We start from the raw sequence: 20,453 nt of genomic DNA, 5'->3' as shown, positions 1-20,453 counted from the left end.
AGCGACCCGGAGGCGCTCCCCGGTCAGGAGTGCGGCATGATGACGATCATGTCCTCGCAGTTCCAACCGATTCTTGATCGCATCATGGCGGAGATCGAACACACCCCGGGCCGAGGCCGCTCCGCCGACTACATCCCGGCCCTCGCGGCCTGCGATCCCCGCCGTTTCGGCATGGCCGTCGCCGAACTGGACGGCACGGTGTACGGGGTCGGGGACTGGCGGGAGCCGTTCTCGGCGCAGTCCATCACCAAGGTCTTCACGCTAGCCCTGGACCTGGCCCGCGAGGGCGACGAACTCTGGGAGCACGTGGGCCGCGAGCCCTCCGGTAACCCGTTCAACTCCCTGGTGCAGCTGGAGTACGAGAACGGCATCCCGCGCAATCCCTTCATCAACGCGGGCGCGCTCGTCGTCACCGACCGCCTGCAGACCCGTACCGGAGACGCGGCCGGGGAACTCCTCGCCTTCCTGCGCGCCGAGAGCAGCAACCCCGCCCTCGACTTCGACGACGAGGTCGCCGCCTCCGAGACCGCGCACGGCGACCGCAACGCCGCCCTCGCCCATTTCATGGCGTCCTACGGCAACATCGACAACGATGTGCCGGTCCTGCTCGACCAGTACTTCCGGCAGTGCTCCGTCACCGCCTCCTGCGCCGACCTCGCCCTCGCCACCGGCTTCCTGGCCCGGCACGGCATCCGCGCCGACGGCTCCCGGCTCCTCACCCGCAGCCAGGCCAAGCAGGTCAACGCGGTCATGCTGACCTGCGGGACGTACGACGCGGCCGGTGACTTCGCCTACCGGGTGGGCCTGCCCGGCAAGAGCGGGGTCGGCGGCGGCATCATCGCGGTCGTACCGGGACGCTGCACGCTGTGCGTGTGGAGCCCGGGGCTGGACGAGCGGGGCAACTCGGTGGCCGGGGTGGCCGCCCTGGACCGGTTCACGACGCTCACCGGGCTGTCGGTGTTCTGAGCCTCAGTCCAGGAACTCGTCGAGCAGCGGGAGCAGCGGAGCCGTACGGCGCATCAGCGACATGTGCGTAGTGCCGGGCAGCACCGCCAGCCGGGCGTCCGGGATCAGGCGCCGCATCTCGGCCGCGTGCTCGATGCGTACGAAGTCCGTGTCACCGATGACCAGCAGCGTGGGCGCCCGCAGCCCGCGCAGGTCGCCGTCGGTCCAGGGCAGCGGGGCGTGCGCGGCGGCCCCGCACTTGGCGAGGAGGTCCTGGAAGCGCTCGGGATGCGGTGCGACGGCCGTGTAGGCCTCGGTCATCTCCTGGAAGTCCGCCTCGCTCGGCAGCCGCGGTGAGCCGAAGTCCGGCTTGCGGACCTCCTCGTGGTACCCGTCCTGGTGGTAGTGGGCCGCGGCCAGGACCAGCCGGCCGACCCGCTCCGGATGCCGTACGGCCACCTCCAGCGCGGTGAGTCCGCCCAGGCTGAAGCCGAGGAGGTCGGCCTGCCCGATGCCCAGGGCGTCCAGCAGCGCCACCACGTCCGAGGCCAGCGCCGGCACCGACATCTCCCGGTCGATGTCCGCGGTGTGCCCGTGGCCCTGCAGTTCGGGGGCGACCACCTGGCGTGCGGCGGCCAGGGCGGGCAGCACGGCACCGAAGGTCAGGTCGATGGTGCACACGCCCCCGTGCAGCAGTACGAGGGGCCGGCGGTCGTTGGTCTCGCCGTGCACCTCGTAGTACATCTCCAGGCCGTCGAGCTTCACGTAGTCCCCGGTCTTGGAGGAGGAGGAACTGTTCGCCACTGTCATCACGTCCGTTTCCGTCGGCATTCGGTGCAGTGGTGACTTCCCGGCTGCGGAGAATTCATCGCTCCTCACATGCCGGTCACGCGGGGGCCGCCCGCCGGTGAGTGGTACGTCGCTTTCTGGCCATCCGCCATCGACACGCTGAACTGGTGTTGGCCATGGCTTTTCCCGTCGATCTCCGCCGCTGCCAGTTGCTCGGCCTGGCCGGCACCGCCTTCCTCGCGCTCGGCGGGGAGACGGCCGGTGCCCTGCCGGTCCAGGATCTCCTGGCGCCCGCCTCGGCGCAGGCCGCGCTCGGCCTGGTCGGGGTGTACTTCGGTGTCGTGCTGCTGATAGCGGCCTGGGTGCTCCTCGGCCGCCTGGTGCGCGGCCCGCGCCCGCCCGCCCCGCACGCCCTGCTGCTCGTCCTGGCCGTGTGGGCAGCGCCCCTGCTGCTCGCGCCGCCGCTGTTCAGCCGGGACGTCTACAGCTACCTCGCCCAGGGAGCCATGGTCGACGCCCACATGGACGTCTACACCAACGGGCCCGACATGCTCGGCGGCCCGCTCGCCGACGAGGTGGCCCCGATGTGGCAGCACACCGGTGCCCCCTACGGGCCCGCCTTCATGGGCCTGGCCTCCGCCCTGTCCGGCCTGACCCGCGGCGAACTGCCCGCGGGCCTGCTGGGCATGCGCCTGGTCGCCCTGCTCGGCGTGGCCCTCATGGCGGCGGCACTGCCCCGGCTGGCCCGGCACAGCGGCGCCGACCCGGCCGCCGCGCTCTGGCTGGGCGCCCTCAACCCGCTCGTCCTGCTGCACCTGGTCGCGGGCGCCCACAACGACGCCCTCATGCTCGGCCTGCTCGGGCTCGGCCTGGTCGCCGCGCGGGGCCGCCACCCCGCCCTGGGCGCCGCCCTCGTCACCCTCGCCGCCCTGGTGAAGGCGCCCGCGGCCCTCGGTCTCCTCGCGGTCATCGCCCTCCAGGTCCACACCGGCCGGCGCCCGCTGCCGACGGTCGTGTCGACGGCGGTCGCCGCCGCCGGGACCACGGCCGCCGCCACCGCCGTCGCCGGGACGGGATACGGCTGGATCGGCGCCCTGGACACCCCGGTCTCCTCGCACAACTGGGCGCTGACCAGCCTGCTGGGCCGCGCCACCGGTGCCCTGCTGGAGCACCTCGGCAGCGGCCTCGCCCCGCTGGCCGTCCCGGCCTGGCACCTGTTCGGCCTGGCGGTCACCGCCGTCGCCGTGGCGCTGATATGGCTGCGGCTGCGCCCGCGGCCGGTGTACGCGCTGGGCCTCAGCCTGCTCGCGGTCGCCGTGTTCGGCCCGGCGATCCGCCCCTGGTACGTCCTGTGGGGCCTGTTCCTGATCGCCGCGGCCGCGCCCAGCACCTCGGTACGGCACCGGGTCGGGGCCCTGGCGGGCGTGCTGGCCCTCGTCGTCCTGCCCAGCGGCGACCCCGCCGACCTCGGACAGCTGGTGCTCGCCGTCTCCGGCGGGGTGCTCGGCCTCGTCGTCCTGTGGCAGGCCCACGAGACCTCCCAGGTCGCACAGGCCCACCAGGCCTCGGCCCCGGGCGGTACGGCATGACGGGCCCGCGTACGCTCCGGGGCCGCCTGCTGCTCGTGCTGGCCGCCGTTGTCGCCGTCACCGTCTTCACGGCCACCGTGCCGCTCCTGCGCGACTTCTTCGACCTGCGCGTCTACTACGGCACCGTGCACATGTGGATCCACCACGGCGGCCGGATCTACGACTACCGGGTGCCCGGCACGCCGTACGGCTTCACCTATCCGCCGTTCGCCGCCGTCACCATGCTGCCGCTCGCGCTGCTGGGCCGGACCACCGCGACGGCGGCCTCGATGCTGGTGAACCTGGCCGCGCTGGCGGCCGTCCTGCGGATCCTGGCCGGGCCCGGCTGGCGGCGGCACGGCTGGTACCGCTGGTCGCTCTGCCTGTGCCTGCTCGCCCTGTTCGAACCCCTGCGGGACACCTTCAGCTTCGGCCAGGTCAACCTGGTGCTGCTCGCGCTCGTCCTGATCGACTGCTGGCTGCTCACGACCGGGCGGGGCCGGTGGGCGGGCGCCGGGATCGGGCTCGCCGCCGCGGTGAAGCTCACGCCCGCCCTGTTCATCGGCCTGCTGCTGCTCGCCGGGCGGCGGCGGGCGGCGGGGATCGCGACGGCCGTCGCCCTCGCGGCGACCGCGCTGGCCGCCTGGGCGGACCCCGCGGCCTCCCGCTTCTACTGGACGGTGGCCCTGTGGGACACCGGCCGCGTCGGGCACCTCGACTACGTGTCGAACCAGTCGCTGCAGGGCGTCCTCGCCCGGCTCGGCGAACCCGGACGCCCCCTGTGGGCGACGGCGGTCCTGCTGGCGCTGTGCGTATGGGCGTGGCGGGCGCGCCAGGCGGTGGCGGCCGGCGACTGGACGGCCGCGTTCGCGCTCACCGGTGCGGCGGCCTGCCTGGTCAGTCCGATCACCTGGGTGCACCACCTGGTGTGGCTGCTGCCGTCCTTCGCGGTGCTGGTCCGCGCCGGGCACCGGCGGACCGCGGGCGCCCTGTACGCCGTGCTGTGCACCAGCGTGGTCTGGCTGTGGTTCGACGACGCCTCCGGCATCGGCGGCTTCCTCGGCAGCAACGTCTACACCTGGATCACGCTGGGCCTGCTGCTGGGTCTGCCGACGGGTCAGCCTCGCGTGGACCGGTTGCCCTTGAGTCGCAGCGCCAGCCCCACGGCCCCGGCGCCGAGCCCGGTGAGACCGGCCACCACGGCGGTGTCCGACCAGCCCGAGTCGTCGTCCGGCGCGGCCGAGTTGGCTGCCGCCACCGGTGCGGCGGAGGGGGTCTGCGGGGCCTTGGGGCGCAGCCCGTCCAGCGAGCCGACCGGATCCACGCGCCCGGCCGCCGCGAAACCCCAGTCGAGCAGCTCACGGGCCTCCTCGTAGACGGTCAACCCATTGCCCACCTGAGGGTTCATCACCGTCACCACGAGTGTGCGCCCGCCCCGGCGCGCGGCGGCGACCAAAGTGTTGCCCGCGTTGCTGGTGTAGCCGTTCTTGATGCCGATCAGCCCCGGGTACGGCGCCACGCCGTCCTCGCCGGTCAGCAGGCGGTTGGTGTTCTCGATGGCGAACGACGAACCGTCACCTGGGAAGGAGGCCTCGGCGGTGGAGCAGTATCGGGCGAAGTCGGGGTCGCGCAGCCCGGCCCGGCCGAAGACCGCCAGGTCGTAGGCGGAGGACACCTGGCCGGGGGTGTCGTAGCCGTCGGGGGAGACGACATGGGTGTCCAGGGCGCCCAGCGAGCGGGCCTTGGCCTGCATCCGCTTGGCCGTGGCCTCCCAGCCGCCGCCCAGCGAGGCGAGGACGTGCACGGCGTCGTTGCCGGAGCTGAGGAACACCCCGCGCCACAGGTCGGCCACCTGGTAGGTGTGCCCCTCCTCCACACCGACCAGGCTGCTGCCCTCGCCGACGTCCTCCAGTTCCGCGTTCTGGACCTGGTGCCGCAGGTCGGCGGGCAGGGTCGGCAGCAGGGTGAGCGCGAACAGGGTCTTCAGCGTGCTCGCGGGCGGCAGCATGCGGTGGGCCTCGCTCGCGGCCAGCACCTCGCCGCTTGCGGCGTCGGCGACGAGCCAGGACAGCGCGGACACGTCCGGAAGCTCTGGCGCGCCGGGGTGCGGCCTGACCTGGGTGCCGGAGTCGTAGAGGAGGGACGGTTGGGGCACCGCCGCCTGCGGCCCGGGCGGCCCGAGGTGCGCGGCATGCGGTGCGGCGGCGGCCGGCGTGAGCGCCGGCATGCCCGCCACGCAGACCGCACAGACCGACACGGCCGCCCGATAACGGAATCCGGTGATCATATGAGCAACGTACGAAGGTGTGCGCTGGGGGTCGCGCTGGGTGGGCCGGACGGCCCCATGGAGCAACCCGGACGCCGCACGGCCCCGCCGTTCGCAGGGCCGGCTCGGGGTCGGCCGGAGGGCAGGGTCCGGAGGGCAGGGTCAGCCGGACGGCAGGGTCGGCTGGACGCGGCGCAGGAACGCGGCGTTGTCCGGGGTCTCGCGCATCCGCTCCAGCAGCGTCTCCAGCCCCGAGGGTCCGCCCTCCCGGGCCCGCAGGACCCGGCGCAGACCCCGTACGGCCGTCAACTCGGCCGGGGCGAGCAGCAGTTCCTCCCGGCGGGTGCCGGTGGCGTCGATGTCCACGGCCGGGAAGACTCGGCGGGCGGCGGGCTCCCGGTCCAGCCGCAGTTCCATGTTGCCGGTGCTCTTCAGCTCCTCGAAGTAGTAGCCGTCGGCACGGGAGCCTGTGTCCACCAGGACGGTGGCGAGGATGGTGAGCGAGCCGCCCTCCTCGGCCTGGCGCGCGGCGCCGAAGAACCGCTTGGGGCCGAGCAGCGCGCCCGCGTCGACACCGCCGCTGAGCGTGCGGCCACCGGCGGCGGAGGCGTTGTTGTGGGCCCGGCACAGCCGGGTCAGGGAGTCCAGCAGGACGACGACGTCCTCACCGGCCTCGACGAGCCGCTTGGCCCGCTCGACGACCAGGTCCGCGAGGGCGATGTGCTCCTTGGGTGACCGGTCGAAGGTGGAGGCGTACACCTTGCCGCGCACCGAGCGCCGCATCTCGGTGACCTCCTCGGGCCGCTCGTCCAGCAGGAGGACCATCAGGCGGCACTCGGGGTGGTTGCCGGCGACGGCTGCGGCGATCTGCTGGAGCAGCACCGTCTTGCCGCTCTTCGGCGGCGCCACGATCAGCCCGCGCTGGCCCTTGCCGACCGGCGCGAACAGATCGGTGACGCGGCCGGCCAGGCCGGAGGCCGGGTGCTCCAGCCGGATGCGCTGGTGGGGGTGGAGCGGCGTGAGCTTCTGGAAGGCGCGGCGGTTCCCGCCGGGCGCGCGGCCGTTGACGCGCGAGACCTCGCTCAGCGCGCGCTGCGCTGCGCGGACGCCCTCGACGAGGTCGCCCCTGCGCAGTGCGTGACGGCGGATCAGCGCGGCGGGGACCTGCGGGTCGGCGGGGGAGGGGAGCAGGCTCGCGGACCGCAGGTGCCCCTTCCCGTGTGCGTCGATGTCGAGGACACCGGTGACGAGCCGGTCGGCGGCCTGGGGCTGCGGTGCCGCAGGGGGATGTTCGAGTGTGGTGGTCATGGGTGGAAGGTCCTTTCGCGGACGGACAGCGGTGGAGAAGGGGGGAAGGCCGCGAGCGGGAGACGTATGGATGCGTACGGCTGCGTACGGCTGCGTCTCCGGGCGGCGGGAACGGCACCTCGGGGCGGCGAAGACGGCCTCGGCGCGAGGTGGTGCTGAGAGAAGCGGCAGGTTGGGACCGGCCGGCTGAGGGAGGAACTGGCACCGGCGCCCATGTGAGGGGGCGTACACAAGTGCTGACTGCACTATAGCGGCCGTTCTGCCTCCGTCAACAGGCCAGCGGGCTGATGTATTCCCCGGCTCGTGGTTGATTGCCTGGCACGGACCGCCCCTGCCGAGATCCAGGGCATGGCCGTACTCGGGCATGACGCGCTGAAGGACTTCCTCCAGCATCCCGAAGTCGCCAAGAACGCACGCCGCCGACGGGGCGGACCACCGGCGGCTGCGGTCCCTGGTCAGCCGGGCCTTCACACCTCGCCGGGTCAAGGAACTGCGGCCGCACACGAAGGAGTTGACGGCATCCCGGCTGGACGGCCTGGACGGGCTGCCGCGGAGGCGGGCGGGGTCGCCGATCTGCGGCGGCACTTCGCGCTGCCCACGCCGACCGCCGACGGCCGCTTGAGGCGACGGTCGCACTGGAACAGCTCTTCACTCGCTTACCCGCACGCGAACTCGCAGAATATGAGGGTGAGTTGGTTCGGCATGCCAGCTGCGTCGGGAACGGTGTGCGCGCTCTGCCGGTGCGTCTTGGGAAGACGGATGACTGAGGATGCGGGAGATTGTCACCGAGCCGCATCAGATATCCCCAGACCATAACGATCCCGGACGACAGGGGACTTGACCGCCAAGCGTGCATTATCTTCACGACATGTCCACGCCACCGCAGCCACCGCAGCCGGCCGACCAGCCAGGGTCGCAGCCCCCGCCCCAGCCCCAGCCGCCCGCAGCGCAGCCGGCGGTCCCGGCGCAGCCGACGGCCTACCCGTATCCGAACCCGCAGTCGCCCCCGCCGGGGAACTTCTACGCGCAGCCCACGATGGTCGGCCAGCCCGCCGTCCAGCCTGTGCCGGGCCAGCCGCAGCCGGGGAACCCGTACGCGCAGCCGCCGCAGTACGGTCCTGTGCCCGCGCCGCCGTCCGGTGGCACTGGTGGCGGTGGTGGTGTCGGGCGGGCGGTGCTGTGGGGCGTCGTCGGCGCCGTCGTCGCCTCCGCCGTGTGGGCCGGCGGGGTCTTCCTGATCGGCGGCAAGGGCGACAGCGCGGACCTGCGAGGCTACTCGGCGCCCACGAACCTCTGCTCCGGCGCGGACTACTCGTCCTTCAAGGACGAGTACCCCGAGGGCGACTCCTCGCCCATCAACAATTCCCTGAAGCAGCCGGCGCTGGAGGAGGGTTACTGCAGCCTGGGCCTGAAGAAGAGCAGCAGTTCCACGCTCTCCGACGCTTACCTGACCCTCCAGCTGGACCTGCACAAGAAGACCGACCCGGGGCCCGAGTTCACCGCCACCTGGAAGAACTACGGTGACAGCCACAAGGGTTACGACGTCACCTCGGTCAGCGGTCTCGGTGACGAGGCCTACCTCGTCACCGAGGACACCACGAGCGGTTCCTCCAGCGGCTCCCGCTACGCCACCCTCGCCGTCCGCGACGGCTGGGTGACGTACACGATGAGCTACAGCTCCTACCTCAGCTCGTACGACGACGACAAGAACCCGCCGTCCATCTCCGACGTGTCGGGCTGGCTGAAGACGGACGCCAAGGCCACGCTGGACCAGCTGAAGCGCTGATCCGTACGGGGCGGAGGCGCGGTCGCTCAGGCGGACCGCGCCTCCGCCTCCCGCGCGATCTGCTCGAACTGCGCGCCCATGGCCTCGGCGAGGGCGTGCGCGCCGGACAGCGGGCGGACCATGACCATGAAGTCGTCGATCAGCCCGTCCTCGTTCACATGCAGGAAGTCGCAGCCGGTCACCTCGCGGTCGCCCACCCGGGCCTTGAAGACCAGCGCGTGGTCGGTGCCGTCCGGGTCGCCGATGTCGCGGACGTACCGGAAGTCCTGGAACACCCGGGAGACCCCGCGCAGGATCGCCGCGGTGATCGCCTTGCCCGGGTACGGCTTGAAGACAACCGGGCTGGTGAAGACCACGTCCTCCGCCAGCAGCGCCTCGATGGCGTCCATGTCCCAGGCCTCGACCGCCTCGCGGAACGCACGCATCGGATCACCCCACATCCGTATACTCAATTAATTGAATAGGTGCAGGTGAGAGTAATCAATCACTGCTAGCCTGTCCACATGTCGCTCAAGTACGCCGTCCTGGCCGCCCTTCTGGAGGGCGAGGCCTCGGGCTACGAGCTGTCGAAGGTGTTCGACGTCTCGCTCGCCAACTTCTGGCCCGCCACCCCCCAGCAGCTCTACCGCGAGCTGGAACGCCTGGCCGGCGACGGACTCGTCGAGGCACGGGTCGTGCAGCAGGAACGTAGGCCCAACAAGCGGATGTTCACGCTCACCGAGGCCGGCCGGGAGCAGCTGCGCGCCTTCGCCGCCGAGCCGCCCAAGCGGCCCACCGCCATCCGGGACGAACTCCTCATCAAGATCCAGGCCATGGACGACGGCGACCCCGAGGTGCCGCGGGCGCTGATCGAGGAGCGCCTGGGCTGGGCGCGCGGGAAGCTCGACCGCTACCGGCGGGTGCGCGAGCGCCTCCTCGACGGGCGGACCGAGGAGGAGTACCTGCGCACCGCCGACCGCGTCGGGCCGTATCTCACCCTCATGGCCGGGATCGGCTTCGAGGAGGAGAACGAGCGCTGGTGCCGGCGGGCTCTCGCGGTCCTCGAACAGCGCGTGGCCCTGGGCTGACGCCATGTTCAGCCCCGAGGGACCGACCCTCCGCGAACTCGCCGTGCAGGCGCTGTCGTCCGTCGAGCACGGCTACGACCTGCTCGCACCGAAGTTCGACCGGACCCCGTTCCGCACGCCGGGGCCGGTGCTGGAGTCCGTGGCGAAGGCGCTCGCGCCGCTCGGCCCGTTCGAGGACGGTCTGGACCTGTGCTGCGGCACCGGTGCCGGGCTGGACGTGCTCACCACCGTGTGCCGGCGCAGCGTCACCGGGGTCGACTTCAGCGCGGGCATGCTCGACGTCGCCCGCCGCCGCTTGGCCGGGGCCGGCGGGCCGGGCGTCGCCTGGGTACGCGGCGACGCCCGAGCCCTGCCCTTCACGGCGGCCTTCGACCTGGTGGTCAGCTTCGGCGCGTTCGGCCACTTCCTGCCCCGGGAGCTGCCCGGACTCTTCACCCAGGTCCGCTCGGTGCTGCGGCCCGGCGGCTGCTTCGCCTTCCCGGTGCCCGCACCGCCGCGCCCTACGAGCCCGGCCTACTGGATGCTGCTCGGCTTCGACGCGGTGATGCGTGTGCGCAACGCCGTGTGGCGCCCGCCGTTCGTCATGTACTACCGCACGTTCCGACTCTCCGACGTGCTCGGGGAGTTGGCGCGGGCCGGCTTCACCGTCGACCTGCGGGCACTGCCCGAGTTCGGACGGCGCGGCGACGGCAGCCCCCGGGCCCGGCTGGTGGTGGCGCGCGTTCAGCCCGCCGCCGGCAGGGTGAACTCGTAGACCAGGGCGTCCTGTTCGGCGTTCGCCACCAGGTCGGTGATCTCCAGGGGGCGGGCGTACTGATCGTGCACCCGCCGGGTCACCCGGACCGAGGACGCGTCGCCGAGCTGGGTGATGGAGTCCCGGTGATGCAGGGCCAGGCCGGCCTTGCGCATCCAGTCGTAGGCCAGGCGCAACTGCGCCGGAGTGGCCCCGTCGGCCCGGTCGCGGTACCGCCCCAGCTCCGCCACCTCGGCCAGCGCCACGGCCGAGAACGACGTCACCGCCGTACGCAGCGACCGGCCGTCCGGCGTCTGCGACCGGTAGCGGTGCACCAGCGTCGGCCGGTGCGGGGTGAGCCCCAGCGCCTGTGCGTGCTCCGGCGGCGGAGCCTCCCAGGCCACCGTGGCCAGATCCACCGTGCATGGGTCCCCCGGACGCGCCCCCACCGGGAAGGTGAGCGCGTCCGCCGTCTCGACCGGGCGGCCGGGCAGCGTAGCGTGGCTGCCCCGCCGGTCGGTCGCGACCAGACCGCCGCGGCGCAGCACCTCCAGTGCCTGCCGGATCGTCTCCCGGCTGACCCCGAAGTGCCGGGCCAAGTGCCGCTCGCCCGGCAGCCGTTCGCCCGGCGGAATGCTGCCGGCGCGCAGTTCGTCGAGGAGCAGCGTCGCGATCTGCCAGTACAGGGGCTGGCCTTCGGTCCCTGGTGAGTCGTGCGGGGGGTCGTGCGGGGTGGTGCGGGCCATGCCGCGCCTCCTGTTGGTGACAAGACGTAGCCGTGCGGGCTCATTGCGCGACCACATCTAGCATTGGTCTAAACCACAAGGGAAGAGCGGCCTGCCGGTTCGGCCGAAACACACCGTCGGCGCCGCGAGCGCGGCGGCCCGGTCACCTCCCGCTCCAGTAAGGCGTCCCGACGCTGCGCCCCCGGGCTCCGTGAATCAGGCGTACGACCGCAGCCAGCGCACCTTCTCCGCCTCCTGGACCGGCCCGCCGCCCTCGTGGTCGTTGAAGTCGTACACCTCGATCGCCTTGACGCCGTGCGCCCAGGCGTTGAACGCCGCGAACACCGTCGACGGCGGGCAGGTCTGGTCCTCCAGCGCCGCCGAGAACAGGGCCGGGGCCCGGCCCCGGGCCGCGAAGTGCACGCCGTCGAAGTAGGAGAGGGTGCGCAGCACCTCGGCCGAGCGACCGCGGTGCGTCTTGAGGAACATGCCGATCTCCCGGTACGGGTGACGGTCCGTCAGTGTCGCCGCGCGCGGGAAGTCGCACAGGAACGGCACGTCCGGCGCGACCGCGACCAGGTCGGGGACGAGCCCGCCTACGGCGAGGGCGATGCCGCCGCCCTGGCTCTCGCCGATCGCCACCGTCCGCGACGCGTCGGCGAGCGGGTGCGAACGGGCCGCCTCGACGGCGCGTACCGCGTCCGTGAACACACGCCGGTAGTAGAAGTTCTCGGGTGCCTCGATGCCTCGGGTCATGAAACCAGGGTAGGCGGGCGCCGCGCCCACCGGGTCCGGCGTGCCGCCGCCCCAGCCGCTGCCCTGTCCGCGCGTGTCCATGACGAAGTGCGCCCGGCCCGTCGACGCCCACAGCAGCTTCTCGTGCGGCAGCCCGCGCCCGCCGCCGTAGCCGATGAACTCCACGACCAGCGGCAGCGGTTCCGTTGCGTGGGTCGGTACCCGCAGCCAGCCCCTGACCGGGTGCCCGCCGAACCCGGCGAACGTCACGTCGTACACCCTGACCGTGGCCAGCCCGGCCTCCACGGGCTCGAAACGGGCCGCCAGCTCGTGCTCGCGCGCCTCCTGCAGGGTCTTGCCCCAGAAGGAGTCGAAGTCCGCGGGCTCGGTGGACGCGCTGCGGTACTCGCGGAGTTCGTCGAGGGGGAGGTCGAACAGGGCCATCAACAACCACCTTCGGGAGGGCGCTTCGGACGGGACTCGGGACAGGTCGTCGGACGGGAGGCCGCGTTCTCTCACCGTATGTGCAAGCGCTTGCCGTGACGAGCAGGTGAGCTGCTGTGAGTTGCTCCGGCGCGCGAGAGCGGGTCGGGCCGGTGACCGGGTCACCCGGGGCTCACGCCCTGGGCTGGTTCCACTTCGGCCCCGTCAGGGCCCACTCCCGCTCCCACTCGTCCAGCCGGTGGCGCAGGGCGATCCGGCGTTCGACAGCGAGCCCGAGCAGGACCACGCCCGCCGCGCCGCCCGCCGCGGACAGGCCGACGGTCACGGTGTGCTGCCAGACCTCGACGGCGTCGGGCGGCGCGGCGACGTTACGGCCCTTGGCGTCGAACCACACGGAGACCACGTCCCCGGTCCGGACGCCCGCCGGGACCCGGGCCGGCGCGGTCCGTGCCCCCTTGCCGGGCTCGGTCCAGCGGACCTCGGCCCGGTACGGGTGATCACGGTCGCCCTGTACCGAGGGCAGCTGCGAAGGTGTGTCGCCGACGACCACGGCACGCACCCGGTGCCGCTCGGCCCGCTGTGCGTCCGCGCGGCCCTGCGCCTGGTCATGGGCGCGCAGGCCCGCCGCCACCCCGACCAGGGGCGAGACCACGAACAGCAGGACGGCGACGAGCAGCAGTGTCCACGCCTCGACGACGTCCGACCGGCGCCGCAGCGGATTGCGCCGCCAGCGCCAGCCGCGCACCTGGGTACGCATGTCCACCTCCTCGCCGCCGCTGGAGCCGGCGAGCCGGACGAGCCGCATCACGGCCCGCCGCACCCCCGCCGCCGCTCACGCGGACGAGCGTTCACACCCGTCTCGTACCCCGTACGGAGCACCTCGTTCACGCTGCGAACCGCGAGTTCCAGCCCACCTGGAGCACGACGTCCACTTCGCGCCCCAGGAACGCGGGAGGCGCCCCTCAGCCGAAGCGTTCGATGCGGATCCGGTGCACCGGCTGGCCCGCGTCGACCAGCAGCCGGGAGGCATGCTCGGCGAAGCCGTTGGAGCCGCACACATAGGCCTCCCACCCACCTACGGGCTGCTCCGCCAGGAGCGGTGCCACATGTGCCGCGGCCATACGTCCCACCGGCACCCCCTGGGGAGCGCTGCGCGTGAACACGGTCGTCGTCTCCGGACCGAGTTCCCCGGCGTAGATCAGTTCCTCGGGGCTGCGGGCGGACACGAGCATCCGCAGCGGCACGGCCAGGCCGCGCGCCCGGTGGTGGCGCACCATCGACATCAGCGGTACCACCCCGGAACCCGCCCCGAGCAGCAGCGCGGGCCGGTCACCGGGCCAGGCGAAGAAGCCGCTCAGCGGGCCGCGCACCTCGACCGTGTCACCGGGCCTGGCCACCGTGTGGAACCAGCCCGACACCTCGCCGTCCGGCACCCGGTCCAGGGTCAGCTCGATGTGCCCGGAGTCGTCCGGCGCGGACGCGATCGAATAGTGGCGCTGGGCCACATAGCCGTCCTCGGCCCGCAGCCGCAGCATCAGGTGCTGGCCGGGCAGATGCCCCGCCCAGCCCGGCACCGCGAGGCGGAAGGTGGCCGCGTGCGGCGTCTCGGCCCGGATGTCGGTCAGTGTGGCCGTCTGCCACACCGACGCCACCTGCTCGCTGACTGCGATGCGCCCGGGCACGGCGAACGAAGTCGTCGTCACAGTCTCAGTCACCGGAGTACCGCTGTTCCTCCCACGGGTTGCCCCGCTCGTGATACCCATTGCCCTCCCAGAAGCCCGGCTCGTCGTGGTCGAGGAGCGTGATGCCCGCGATCCACTTGGCGCTCTTCCAGAAGTACAGGTGCGGCACGAGCAGCCGCGCCGGGCCGCCGTGCTCGGGCGGCAGCGGCTTTCCGTCGTACTCCCAGGCGATCCAGGCCCGGCCGCCGGTGAGGTCCGCGAGCGGCAGGTTCGTGGTGTAGCCCGTGTGTGAATAGGCGATCGCATGTGTGGCGGACCCATGGGGTCGCACCATATTGAAAAAGGCGTCCAGCGAGACGCCGCCGAACCGCACGCCGAACTTCGACCACCCGGTCACACAGTGGATGTCACCCTCGTACCCCGCGGCGGGCAGCGCCCGTGCCGCCTCCCAGTCCCAGGTGTACGGCCGCTCCACCAGGCCGTCGATGCGGAAGGACCAGTCGGCGGGGGACAGGTCCGGGGTGACCTCGGCGGACAGGACGGGCCACTCGTCGCGCGCGTCGTACTGACCGGGCGGCAGCCCCGGGTTGTGGACGCGGGGGCGACCCGTGAAGCCTCGGGTGACGTTCATGGTTCAACAGTACGAGATCCGGTGGGGCCTGGCTCAGCCGGCCGCGGGGCCGCCCGCGGCGGCGTTGTACCGCTCCAGGTAGGCCGCGAACCGCACCAGGTCCTCCTCCGGCCAGTCCGCCAGCCGCTCCTGGAAGGCGGCCCGGCGGCTGCGGGTGACCTGGGCGAGGATCTCCTCGCCGGCCTCCGTCAGATGCAGCACCTGGACCCGGTGGTCCTCCGGGTCCAGGCGGCGCTCGATCAGCCCGGCCCGCTCCAGCGCGGCCACCTGGCGGCTCACCGTGGACTTGTCCAGGGCGTAGTGCGCCGCCAGGTCGGTCGCCCGGCAGCTGCCGCGCTCCTCCAGGTGGCCGAGCAGGGTGTACGACACCAGCGACAGCTCGGGGTGCATGCGTCCCGCCGAGGCACGCGCCCGGCGGGCGAAGCGCGTCATCTCGCGCTGGATCGTCTCGACGGCCGACTTCGCTGTGCTCACGGGATTACCTCCTCCGGGACTCTAGTTGTATAGTACAACTTGAAGTGAAGGTTGTATAACCCAACTACCTGAGGAGTTCGCGCCCGATGAGGTCACCGGCACTGCGCCATGTGCTCACGCACCTGATCACCCCGCTCCTGATGTGCACAGGCATGGGGCTTGCGTACATGGGGGCCTTCGTGACCCCGGAGCCGCACCACCTGCCCGTCGCCGTCGTGGGGACCGCTCCGAAGGCGAAGGTGTTCGCCCAGACGGTCAAGGACACCGCGGGGGACAAGCTCGACGTCCGAACCGTCGCCACCCGTGCCGACGCCGTCGACCTGCTCAGGTCCCGGGATGTCACCGGCGCCTATGTGCCGAGCACCAAGGCGCCCGAGCTGCTGGTGGCGAGCGCCGCCTCCGACATGGGCGCCACGGCCGTCGAGAAGATCTTCACGCCGGTCGCCGCGAAGGAGGGCGTCCCGCTGAAGGTCACCGACGTGGCCCGGCCGGTCGCCGACGACCCCACCGGGCAGGGCCTGTTCTTCCTCCTGATCGCGGTCAGCATCGGCTCCTACGCCTCGGTCGCCGCCCTCGGTGCCGCGGGCGCCGCCCTGCCCATGCGGGTACGGGCACTGCTCGCGCTCGGCGTCTCCGCCGTGGTCGCCGGCATCGGCACGCTGCTCGCCGGGCCGGTCTTCCACCTCGCGCACCACGACCTCGCGGGCGTGTGGGGCATGGCCTGGCTGTACTCCGCCGGCATCCTCCTCATCGGCGTCGGCCTGCACACCTTCCTCAAGCGGTGGACCACGCTGACGATGATGGTGCTGTTCGTGATGCTCAACTTCACCAGCTCCGGCGGGTTGTTCCGGCCCGAGCTGCAGAACGGCTTCTTCGGCACCCTGCACGCCTTCTGGAACGGCGCCGGGTTCGTCGAGGGCATCCGCAGCCTGCTCTACTTCGGCAACGACGGCCTCGCCCGCAACGCGTGGACCCTCGCGGTCTGGCTCCTCGTCGGCCTGGCCGTGACCACGACCGCCGGCCGCTACGAACGCACCCGCACCACCCAGCAGACACCCGCCCTCCCGGACTCCACCCCCGCCGCGGACCGGACCGACCTGGAGACGGAAGGCAAGGCGGAGCGGAAGACCCACGAACAGGCCGAGGCGGAGACCGAGGAAGAGATCGAGGAGACGGTCGGCGTCTGAGGACCCGTACCGCAATCCGCGCTGAGGGGCGCCACCCGGCCGACGGGCGACGCCCCCTCTTCCGCAAGTGCTCATGAGGCCGCAGACCCGATGGTCACCACCCGCGCCCACGCCGGTGGCGCGTCCGGCCGGTACTCGGGACTGTTCTCGTTCCACCGCCGGGCCGGCGACCGGTGCCGGGGGAAGAGTCCCACCACGGTCCGGCACGGTGGCCGGGTGTCCGGCCAGGGCGTCTGCCCGTCGGTCAGGACCACGACGACGTCGGGCCGGGGCCGTGCGCGCAGCGCACGGGCGAACCCCGCCCGCAGATCCGTCCCGCCGCCGCCCATCAGCGGGATACCCGCCGACTGGCACAGCGGATGCACGCTCTGCGCCGCCGCGTCGCAGGACACCACGGTGACCAGGTCCGAACGGCCGCCCACGGCACGGCAGATCGCGGCGACCTCCAGGAGCGCACCGCCCAGTTCGGTGTCGCTGACCGACCCGGAGGTGTCGATCACCACGGAGACCCTGGGCGGCTTGCGCCGCAGGCTCGGCAGCACCACCCCCGGCATCCCGGCCGCGCGCCGGGACGGGCGGCCGTAGGTGTAGTCATCGCCCGCGCCCGGACCGGAGACCGCCGAGCGGATCGCCGCGCCCAGCAACTCCCGCCAGGGCAGCGGCGGATGGAACACCTCTTCGGCCCAGCGCCGCCAGCCCTTGGGGGCATCGCCGGGGCGGCCGTTGATGCCCTGCGCCACCCGGAACCGCACCGCGTCCCGCTCCTGGTCGCTCAGGCCGTGCGCACCGTCCGGACCGAGATCCCAAGGGCGTTCCAGGCCGTCCGCCCCGCTGCCGCAGTCCAGCCAGGCCAGCCGGTCCAGCCGCCCACCGAGCCGGAACATCCTCAGGTACTCCTCCATGAGGCGCCCCTCTGGAAGCCCCAGGTCCTCTGGGGCCGCGGCGCCTTCCGGCCGCACCAGCCCTTCACCGTAGACATCGTCGTTGATCTCGAAGTCCGCGGCGATGTTCATCCGCAGCCGTTCACCCGGGCCGGTCAGGCCGTGCTCCCGCGCGACCCGGTCGCCACGTCCGTGATGGTCGCGGAGCAGATGCGACACCTCGTGCACCCACACCCCGGCCAGCTCCTCGACCGGCATGCGGTCCACGAACCCCGGCGAGACATAGCACCGCCAGTGCCGGTCGACGGACATCGTCGGCACCTGCCGCGACTCCACCGGATGCAGCGCGAACAGCGCGGTGGCCAGGTAGGGCCGGACCCGGGCCGCGTGCAACCGGGCGGCGAAGAGCTTGTCCAGGTCGAGCGCCCCCGGCGCGTCCTCCTCCATGTGCGTGCCCGCCGTCACCGGCGCGCCCCGCTGCCTACCTTCGCCCGGTGCGCCGCGTCGTCGGCCCTCCGGGACAGTTTCACCGCCCCGGCGAGCCGCTCGATCGCCGCCGGTACGTCCCAGTCGTCCCGGCGCAGCGAGGCCAGCGTGGTCGCGGGGACGACCACCACGTCCGGGGCACCGGTGTCCAGCGCGCGGACCAGCAGCGCCCAGGCCGCGTCCCAGCGAGGACGCTCCGGCCGTTTGCGGACGGCGTCCACCACGCCGTCCAGCACGGCCTGCCGCAGATCGCCGCGTTCGGGCAGCACCGCACCGGCCGGGTCGGCCAGCAGCACCTCGGGGTCCGGCAGGTCGAGGCGGTCCAGGCTCGCCAGCAGCTCCAGGCCCGGACCGTCCCCGACCGCGCCCCTGACCAGCAGGGACAGCACATCGCGGGAGGAGTCGGCGGCCGTCGCGAACGCGATCAGACGCAGCGTCGCCTCCCAGCTCCGGGGCGACGGCCAGGCACCGCCCCGGCGGGTCTCGCCCTGGGGCAGCCGGTGCACGAGCCCCGGGCGCGCGGAGAGGAAGCCGCATACCGCGCGCCGCGCGAACGCCACGGCCTCCGGCAGCTTCTCGGGCTCCAGCCGGGGCAGCGTCGCCCGTGGCCAGGTCCCGCCGAGGCCGCGTACGACGACGTCGTGATCGTGCGTCCACTGCAGATGTACGAACCGGTTGGCCAGCGGAGGGCTCAGCTCCCAGCCGTCGGCCGCCGAGGACCGCGGATTGGCCGCGGCCACGATCCTTACCCCGGGCGGCAGTTGCAGCGCGCCGATCCGCCGCTCCAGCACGAGCCGCAGCAGGGCGGCCTGCACGGCCGGGGGCGCGGTGGACAGCTCGTCCAGGAACAGCAGGCCCCGGCCGGCCCGGACCAGCCGCACCGCCCAGTCCGGCGGGGCCATGGGCACCCCCTGCTCCGCCGGATCGTCGCCCACGACGGGCAGCCCCGAGAAGTCGGACGGCTCGTGCACGCTGGCGATCACGGTGGTCAGCGGCAGGTCCAGGGCGGTCGCGAGCTGCGTCAGGGCCGCGGTCTTGCCGATGCCCGGCTCACCCCACAGGAGCACCGGAAGATCGGCGGCAACGGCCAAGGTCAGCGCCTCCAGCTGGATGTCGGCGCGGGGTTCGGTGGTTGTCTCCCGAAGCAGAGCCAACAGGCCGGCGGCCACGTCGAGTTGAGCGGCGGGAGGAAGGGCGGACAGCGGGGCGGCAGCGGTGTGCAGGGGCATGATGATCACCTAGGGGCGAGTGACGGACGGAACAGGCCGAGCAGAAAGGGCTGTTGAGCCGGAGAAGAAGACAAGGAGACCGCGTCGGGGACAGCGGGCCGGAATCAGGCGATGGGGGCCGGAATCAGCCGCGCACCGCGTGGCGTGGGCGGCGGCGGTGGGCCCGGGTGCGGCGGCGGTCCGCAGGAGCGGGGTTCGGGCCGGTGCCGATCAGCCCCGCCCGGTAGAGGCCGTAGGCGATGCGGCGCTCCGCCGCCGCCTGCAGCTCGTCCCGCAGGGCGCCGGCGCGCAGCAGCGCGTCGGGTCCCAGCAGCCCCTCGACCACGGCCAGCGCACCGGCGGTGTCTCCGTGGTCCAGGCGCTCACGGACCCCGGTGAGGCAGTCCGGGCGCCGGTGCGCCTCGTCGATGGCCCGCAGACAGGGGAGTGGCGTGCCGCCGAGCGCGACCAGCAGCTCCTCCCGCCGGACCTCGTCCGGACCGTGATCCAGCGGGGCGAGTACGCCGTCGACCAGACCGATGCGGTGTTGGGCGCCCCGGCACTCCACGAGCCGTGGCGCGCCGACCGGGTCCGGACCGCGCGGCGCACCGGACGGCACGTGCCCGGGGACCAGCGCGGCGGCGACCAGCGGGTGCGTCTGCTCGGGGCCGAGCAGACCCGCGCGGAGCAGCTCCAGGTCGGGCGGCACCCAGGTCGCCACGTCGGGCAGCACGGGCACCGCGGAGCGGTCGCCGTCCGGCGCTGCCACGAGCCGCAGGGCGGGCGAGGCCGGACCGCCGGCGTCCTGGACCAGCTCCAGTACCAGTCGGTGCCGGCCGCCCAGACGTACGGCGAAGGTGCCGTCGGCTCGCCCTTCCGCGCGCAGCAGGATCCCCGCCTCGGCCGCCCAGCGGTCGACGGCACAGCCGCGCCCCGCCGGGACGGCCGCCAGCACTGCGTCGTCCGGTGGCCCCAAGTCGCCGTCGCCCGGCGGATGTTCGGCCCCGGACCGGACACGCAGCTCCGCGGCCCGGGAGGCGTCCCACAAGTGCCGGTGCAGATCGAGCCGGTAGCGCGGGCTGGGGTGTGGATGCGGATGGTGGCCGGCCGCCGGGCGGGAGCCGTCCCACAGGGCGAGGCCGATCCGCTGGCCGGCGTCCGCCCAGGCAGGCGGAGTCCGTGCCACGAGGTGCACCGGGCAGGCCGGGTCACGCCCCTCGTAGCGGGCCAGCGTGAGGGTGAGCCCCGGCCGCAACAGCCCGTCGGGCGCGATCCTCGGCATGTGCCAGCGCAGCAAATCGGGAGCGAGACGGCGCAGATCCGCGCGGAGCCGGGCCGCGAGCTCCCGGCCGTGGGCGCGGGCGACGGTACGCAGATCGAGGTCGACGTCGACACCGGCGGCGGAGCACGCCCCCGCCCAGTCTCCGGCGCGGCGGCGGGCGGTCGCGGTTTCGATCATGGGTGGCGGTACGGCGTACTCGCGCACGCGCCGCCACAAAGAGAGCCGGGAATCCCCGTACGCGGTTTCAGTGAGCATC

19 protein-coding genes and 2 pseudogenes are annotated in these 20,453 nt (G+C 73.0%); 8 read left to right on the top strand and 13 right to left on the bottom strand.

All coding sequences use genetic code 11. From position 1 onward, the window contains the following. Positions 1 to 36 precede the first annotated feature (36 nt). Positions 37 to 966 (top strand): glutaminase, encoded by a 930-nt coding sequence (locus ACWD3E_RS31530; RefSeq protein WP_451390946.1) that lies wholly within the window; start codon positions 37 to 39, stop codon positions 964 to 966. A gap of 3 nt (positions 967 to 969) precedes the next feature. Here ACWD3E_RS31530 and ACWD3E_RS31525 read toward each other — a convergent pair whose 3' ends face one another. Further along, positions 970 to 1,755: an alpha/beta fold hydrolase gene (locus ACWD3E_RS31525; RefSeq protein WP_451390945.1), complete on the bottom strand. Its 786-nt coding sequence runs from the start codon at positions 1,753 to 1,755 to the stop codon at positions 970 to 972. A 155-nt stretch (positions 1,756 to 1,910) separates the two neighbouring features. Between ACWD3E_RS31525 and mptB the strand changes: the two genes are divergently transcribed. Both mptB and ACWD3E_RS31515 read left to right on the top strand, forming a co-directional pair. Further along, complete coding sequence (mptB, locus tag ACWD3E_RS31520) at positions 1,911 to 3,323, top strand: polyprenol phosphomannose-dependent alpha 1,6 mannosyltransferase MptB (RefSeq protein ID WP_451390944.1); 1,413 nt, start codon at positions 1,911 to 1,913, stop codon at positions 3,321 to 3,323. After that, complete coding sequence (locus ACWD3E_RS31515; RefSeq protein ID WP_451390943.1) at positions 3,320 to 4,678, top strand: glycosyltransferase 87 family protein; 1,359 nt, start codon at positions 3,320 to 3,322, stop codon at positions 4,676 to 4,678. Before mptB ends, ACWD3E_RS31515 begins: the two co-directional genes overlap by 4 nt. An 83-nt stretch (positions 4,679 to 4,761) precedes the next feature. Here ACWD3E_RS31515 and ACWD3E_RS31510 read toward each other — a convergent pair. After that, positions 4,762 to 5,529 (bottom strand): annotated as a pseudogene (locus tag ACWD3E_RS31510) (D-alanyl-D-alanine carboxypeptidase family protein); the annotation flags it as partial. Positions 5,530 to 5,730: 201 nt separating this feature from the next. After that, positions 5,731 to 6,876: a transcription termination factor Rho gene (rho, locus tag ACWD3E_RS31505; RefSeq protein WP_451390942.1), complete on the bottom strand. Its 1,146-nt coding sequence runs from the start codon at positions 6,874 to 6,876 to the stop codon at positions 5,731 to 5,733. A 348-nt stretch (positions 6,877 to 7,224) separates the two neighbouring features. Between rho and ACWD3E_RS31500 the strand changes: the two are divergent. Next, a pseudogene (locus tag ACWD3E_RS31500) lies at positions 7,225 to 7,479 on the top strand (cytochrome P450); the annotation flags it as partial. Between the two features lie 265 nt (positions 7,480 to 7,744). Further along, on the top strand, positions 7,745 to 8,662 hold the full coding sequence (locus tag ACWD3E_RS31495; RefSeq protein ID WP_451390941.1) for a hypothetical protein: 918 nt from the start codon (positions 7,745 to 7,747) through the stop codon (positions 8,660 to 8,662). A gap of 26 nt (positions 8,663 to 8,688) precedes the next feature. Here ACWD3E_RS31495 and ACWD3E_RS31490 read toward each other — a convergent pair whose 3' ends face one another. Continuing rightward, positions 8,689 to 9,087 (bottom strand): nuclear transport factor 2 family protein, encoded by a 399-nt coding sequence (locus ACWD3E_RS31490; protein ID WP_451390940.1) that lies wholly within the window; start codon positions 9,085 to 9,087, stop codon positions 8,689 to 8,691. A gap of 78 nt (positions 9,088 to 9,165) precedes the next feature. Between ACWD3E_RS31490 and ACWD3E_RS31485 the strand changes: the two genes are divergently transcribed. Together ACWD3E_RS31485 and ACWD3E_RS31480 are read left to right on the top strand one after the other, a co-directional pair. Further along, the gene (locus ACWD3E_RS31485; RefSeq protein ID WP_451390939.1) at positions 9,166 to 9,729 is read left to right on the top strand and encodes a PadR family transcriptional regulator; all 564 of its coding nucleotides are present in this window, start codon (positions 9,166 to 9,168) and stop codon (positions 9,727 to 9,729) included. 4 nt (positions 9,730 to 9,733) lie between these two features. Beyond that, the gene (locus ACWD3E_RS31480; RefSeq protein WP_451390938.1) at positions 9,734 to 10,483 is read left to right on the top strand and encodes a class I SAM-dependent methyltransferase; all 750 of its coding nucleotides are present in this window, start codon (positions 9,734 to 9,736) and stop codon (positions 10,481 to 10,483) included. On the opposite strand, the gene ACWD3E_RS31475 is transcribed toward ACWD3E_RS31480, so the two are convergent. The 6 genes from ACWD3E_RS31475 to ACWD3E_RS31450 form a co-directional block, all read right to left on the bottom strand. Then, positions 10,453 to 11,208 (bottom strand): GntR family transcriptional regulator, encoded by a 756-nt coding sequence (locus tag ACWD3E_RS31475; protein WP_451390937.1) that lies wholly within the window; start codon positions 11,206 to 11,208, stop codon positions 10,453 to 10,455. The genes ACWD3E_RS31480 and ACWD3E_RS31475 overlap by 31 nt on opposite strands. 195 nt (positions 11,209 to 11,403) lie before the next feature. Then, a complete protein-coding gene (locus ACWD3E_RS31470; RefSeq protein ID WP_451390936.1) occupies positions 11,404 to 12,366 on the bottom strand; it encodes an acetylxylan esterase in 963 nt (320 codons plus the stop codon). A gap of 172 nt (positions 12,367 to 12,538) precedes the next feature. Beyond that, positions 12,539 to 13,171 carry an Rv1733c family protein gene (locus tag ACWD3E_RS31465; RefSeq protein WP_451391067.1) on the bottom strand — a complete coding sequence of 211 codons (633 nt, stop codon included), beginning with the start codon at positions 13,169 to 13,171 and terminating at the stop codon, positions 12,539 to 12,541. 157 nt (positions 13,172 to 13,328) lie between these two features. After that, positions 13,329 to 14,081 carry a ferredoxin reductase gene (locus ACWD3E_RS31460; protein ID WP_451390935.1) on the bottom strand — a complete coding sequence of 251 codons (753 nt, stop codon included), beginning with the start codon at positions 14,079 to 14,081 and terminating at the stop codon, positions 13,329 to 13,331. Further along, entirely contained in the window at positions 14,074 to 14,679 is a 606-nt protein-coding gene (locus ACWD3E_RS31455) for a sulfite oxidase-like oxidoreductase (protein WP_451390934.1), read from the bottom strand. The genes ACWD3E_RS31460 and ACWD3E_RS31455 overlap by 8 nt, the downstream gene beginning before the upstream one ends. A 33-nt stretch (positions 14,680 to 14,712) precedes the next feature. After that, entirely contained in the window at positions 14,713 to 15,111 is a 399-nt protein-coding gene (locus ACWD3E_RS31450) for a MarR family winged helix-turn-helix transcriptional regulator (protein WP_451391066.1), read from the bottom strand. A gap of 128 nt (positions 15,112 to 15,239) precedes the next feature. On the opposite strand from ACWD3E_RS31450, the gene ACWD3E_RS31445 reads away from it, so the two are divergent. Next, on the top strand, positions 15,240 to 16,340 hold the full coding sequence (locus tag ACWD3E_RS31445) for a hypothetical protein (RefSeq protein WP_451390933.1): 1,101 nt from the start codon (positions 15,240 to 15,242) through the stop codon (positions 16,338 to 16,340). Positions 16,341 to 16,411: 71 nt separating this feature from the next. Here the strand turns inward: ACWD3E_RS31445 and ACWD3E_RS31440 are convergent, their stop codons facing one another. From ACWD3E_RS31440 to ACWD3E_RS31430, 3 genes are all read right to left on the bottom strand, one after another. After that, entirely contained in the window at positions 16,412 to 17,668 is a 1,257-nt protein-coding gene (locus ACWD3E_RS31440) for a vWA domain-containing protein (protein ID WP_451391065.1), read from the bottom strand. Between the two features lie 14 nt (positions 17,669 to 17,682). After that, positions 17,683 to 18,936: an AAA family ATPase gene (locus ACWD3E_RS31435; RefSeq protein ID WP_451390932.1), complete on the bottom strand. Its 1,254-nt coding sequence runs from the start codon at positions 18,934 to 18,936 to the stop codon at positions 17,683 to 17,685. Between the two features lie 124 nt (positions 18,937 to 19,060). Further along, the gene (locus ACWD3E_RS31430) at positions 19,061 to 20,452 is read right to left on the bottom strand and encodes a hypothetical protein (RefSeq protein WP_451390931.1); all 1,392 of its coding nucleotides are present in this window, start codon (positions 20,450 to 20,452) and stop codon (positions 19,061 to 19,063) included. Position 20,453 lies beyond the last annotated feature (1 nt).

This window comes from Streptomyces sp. NPDC002676, assembly GCF_053592455.1.
This window is presented reverse-complemented; position numbering and strand designations above follow the sequence as displayed.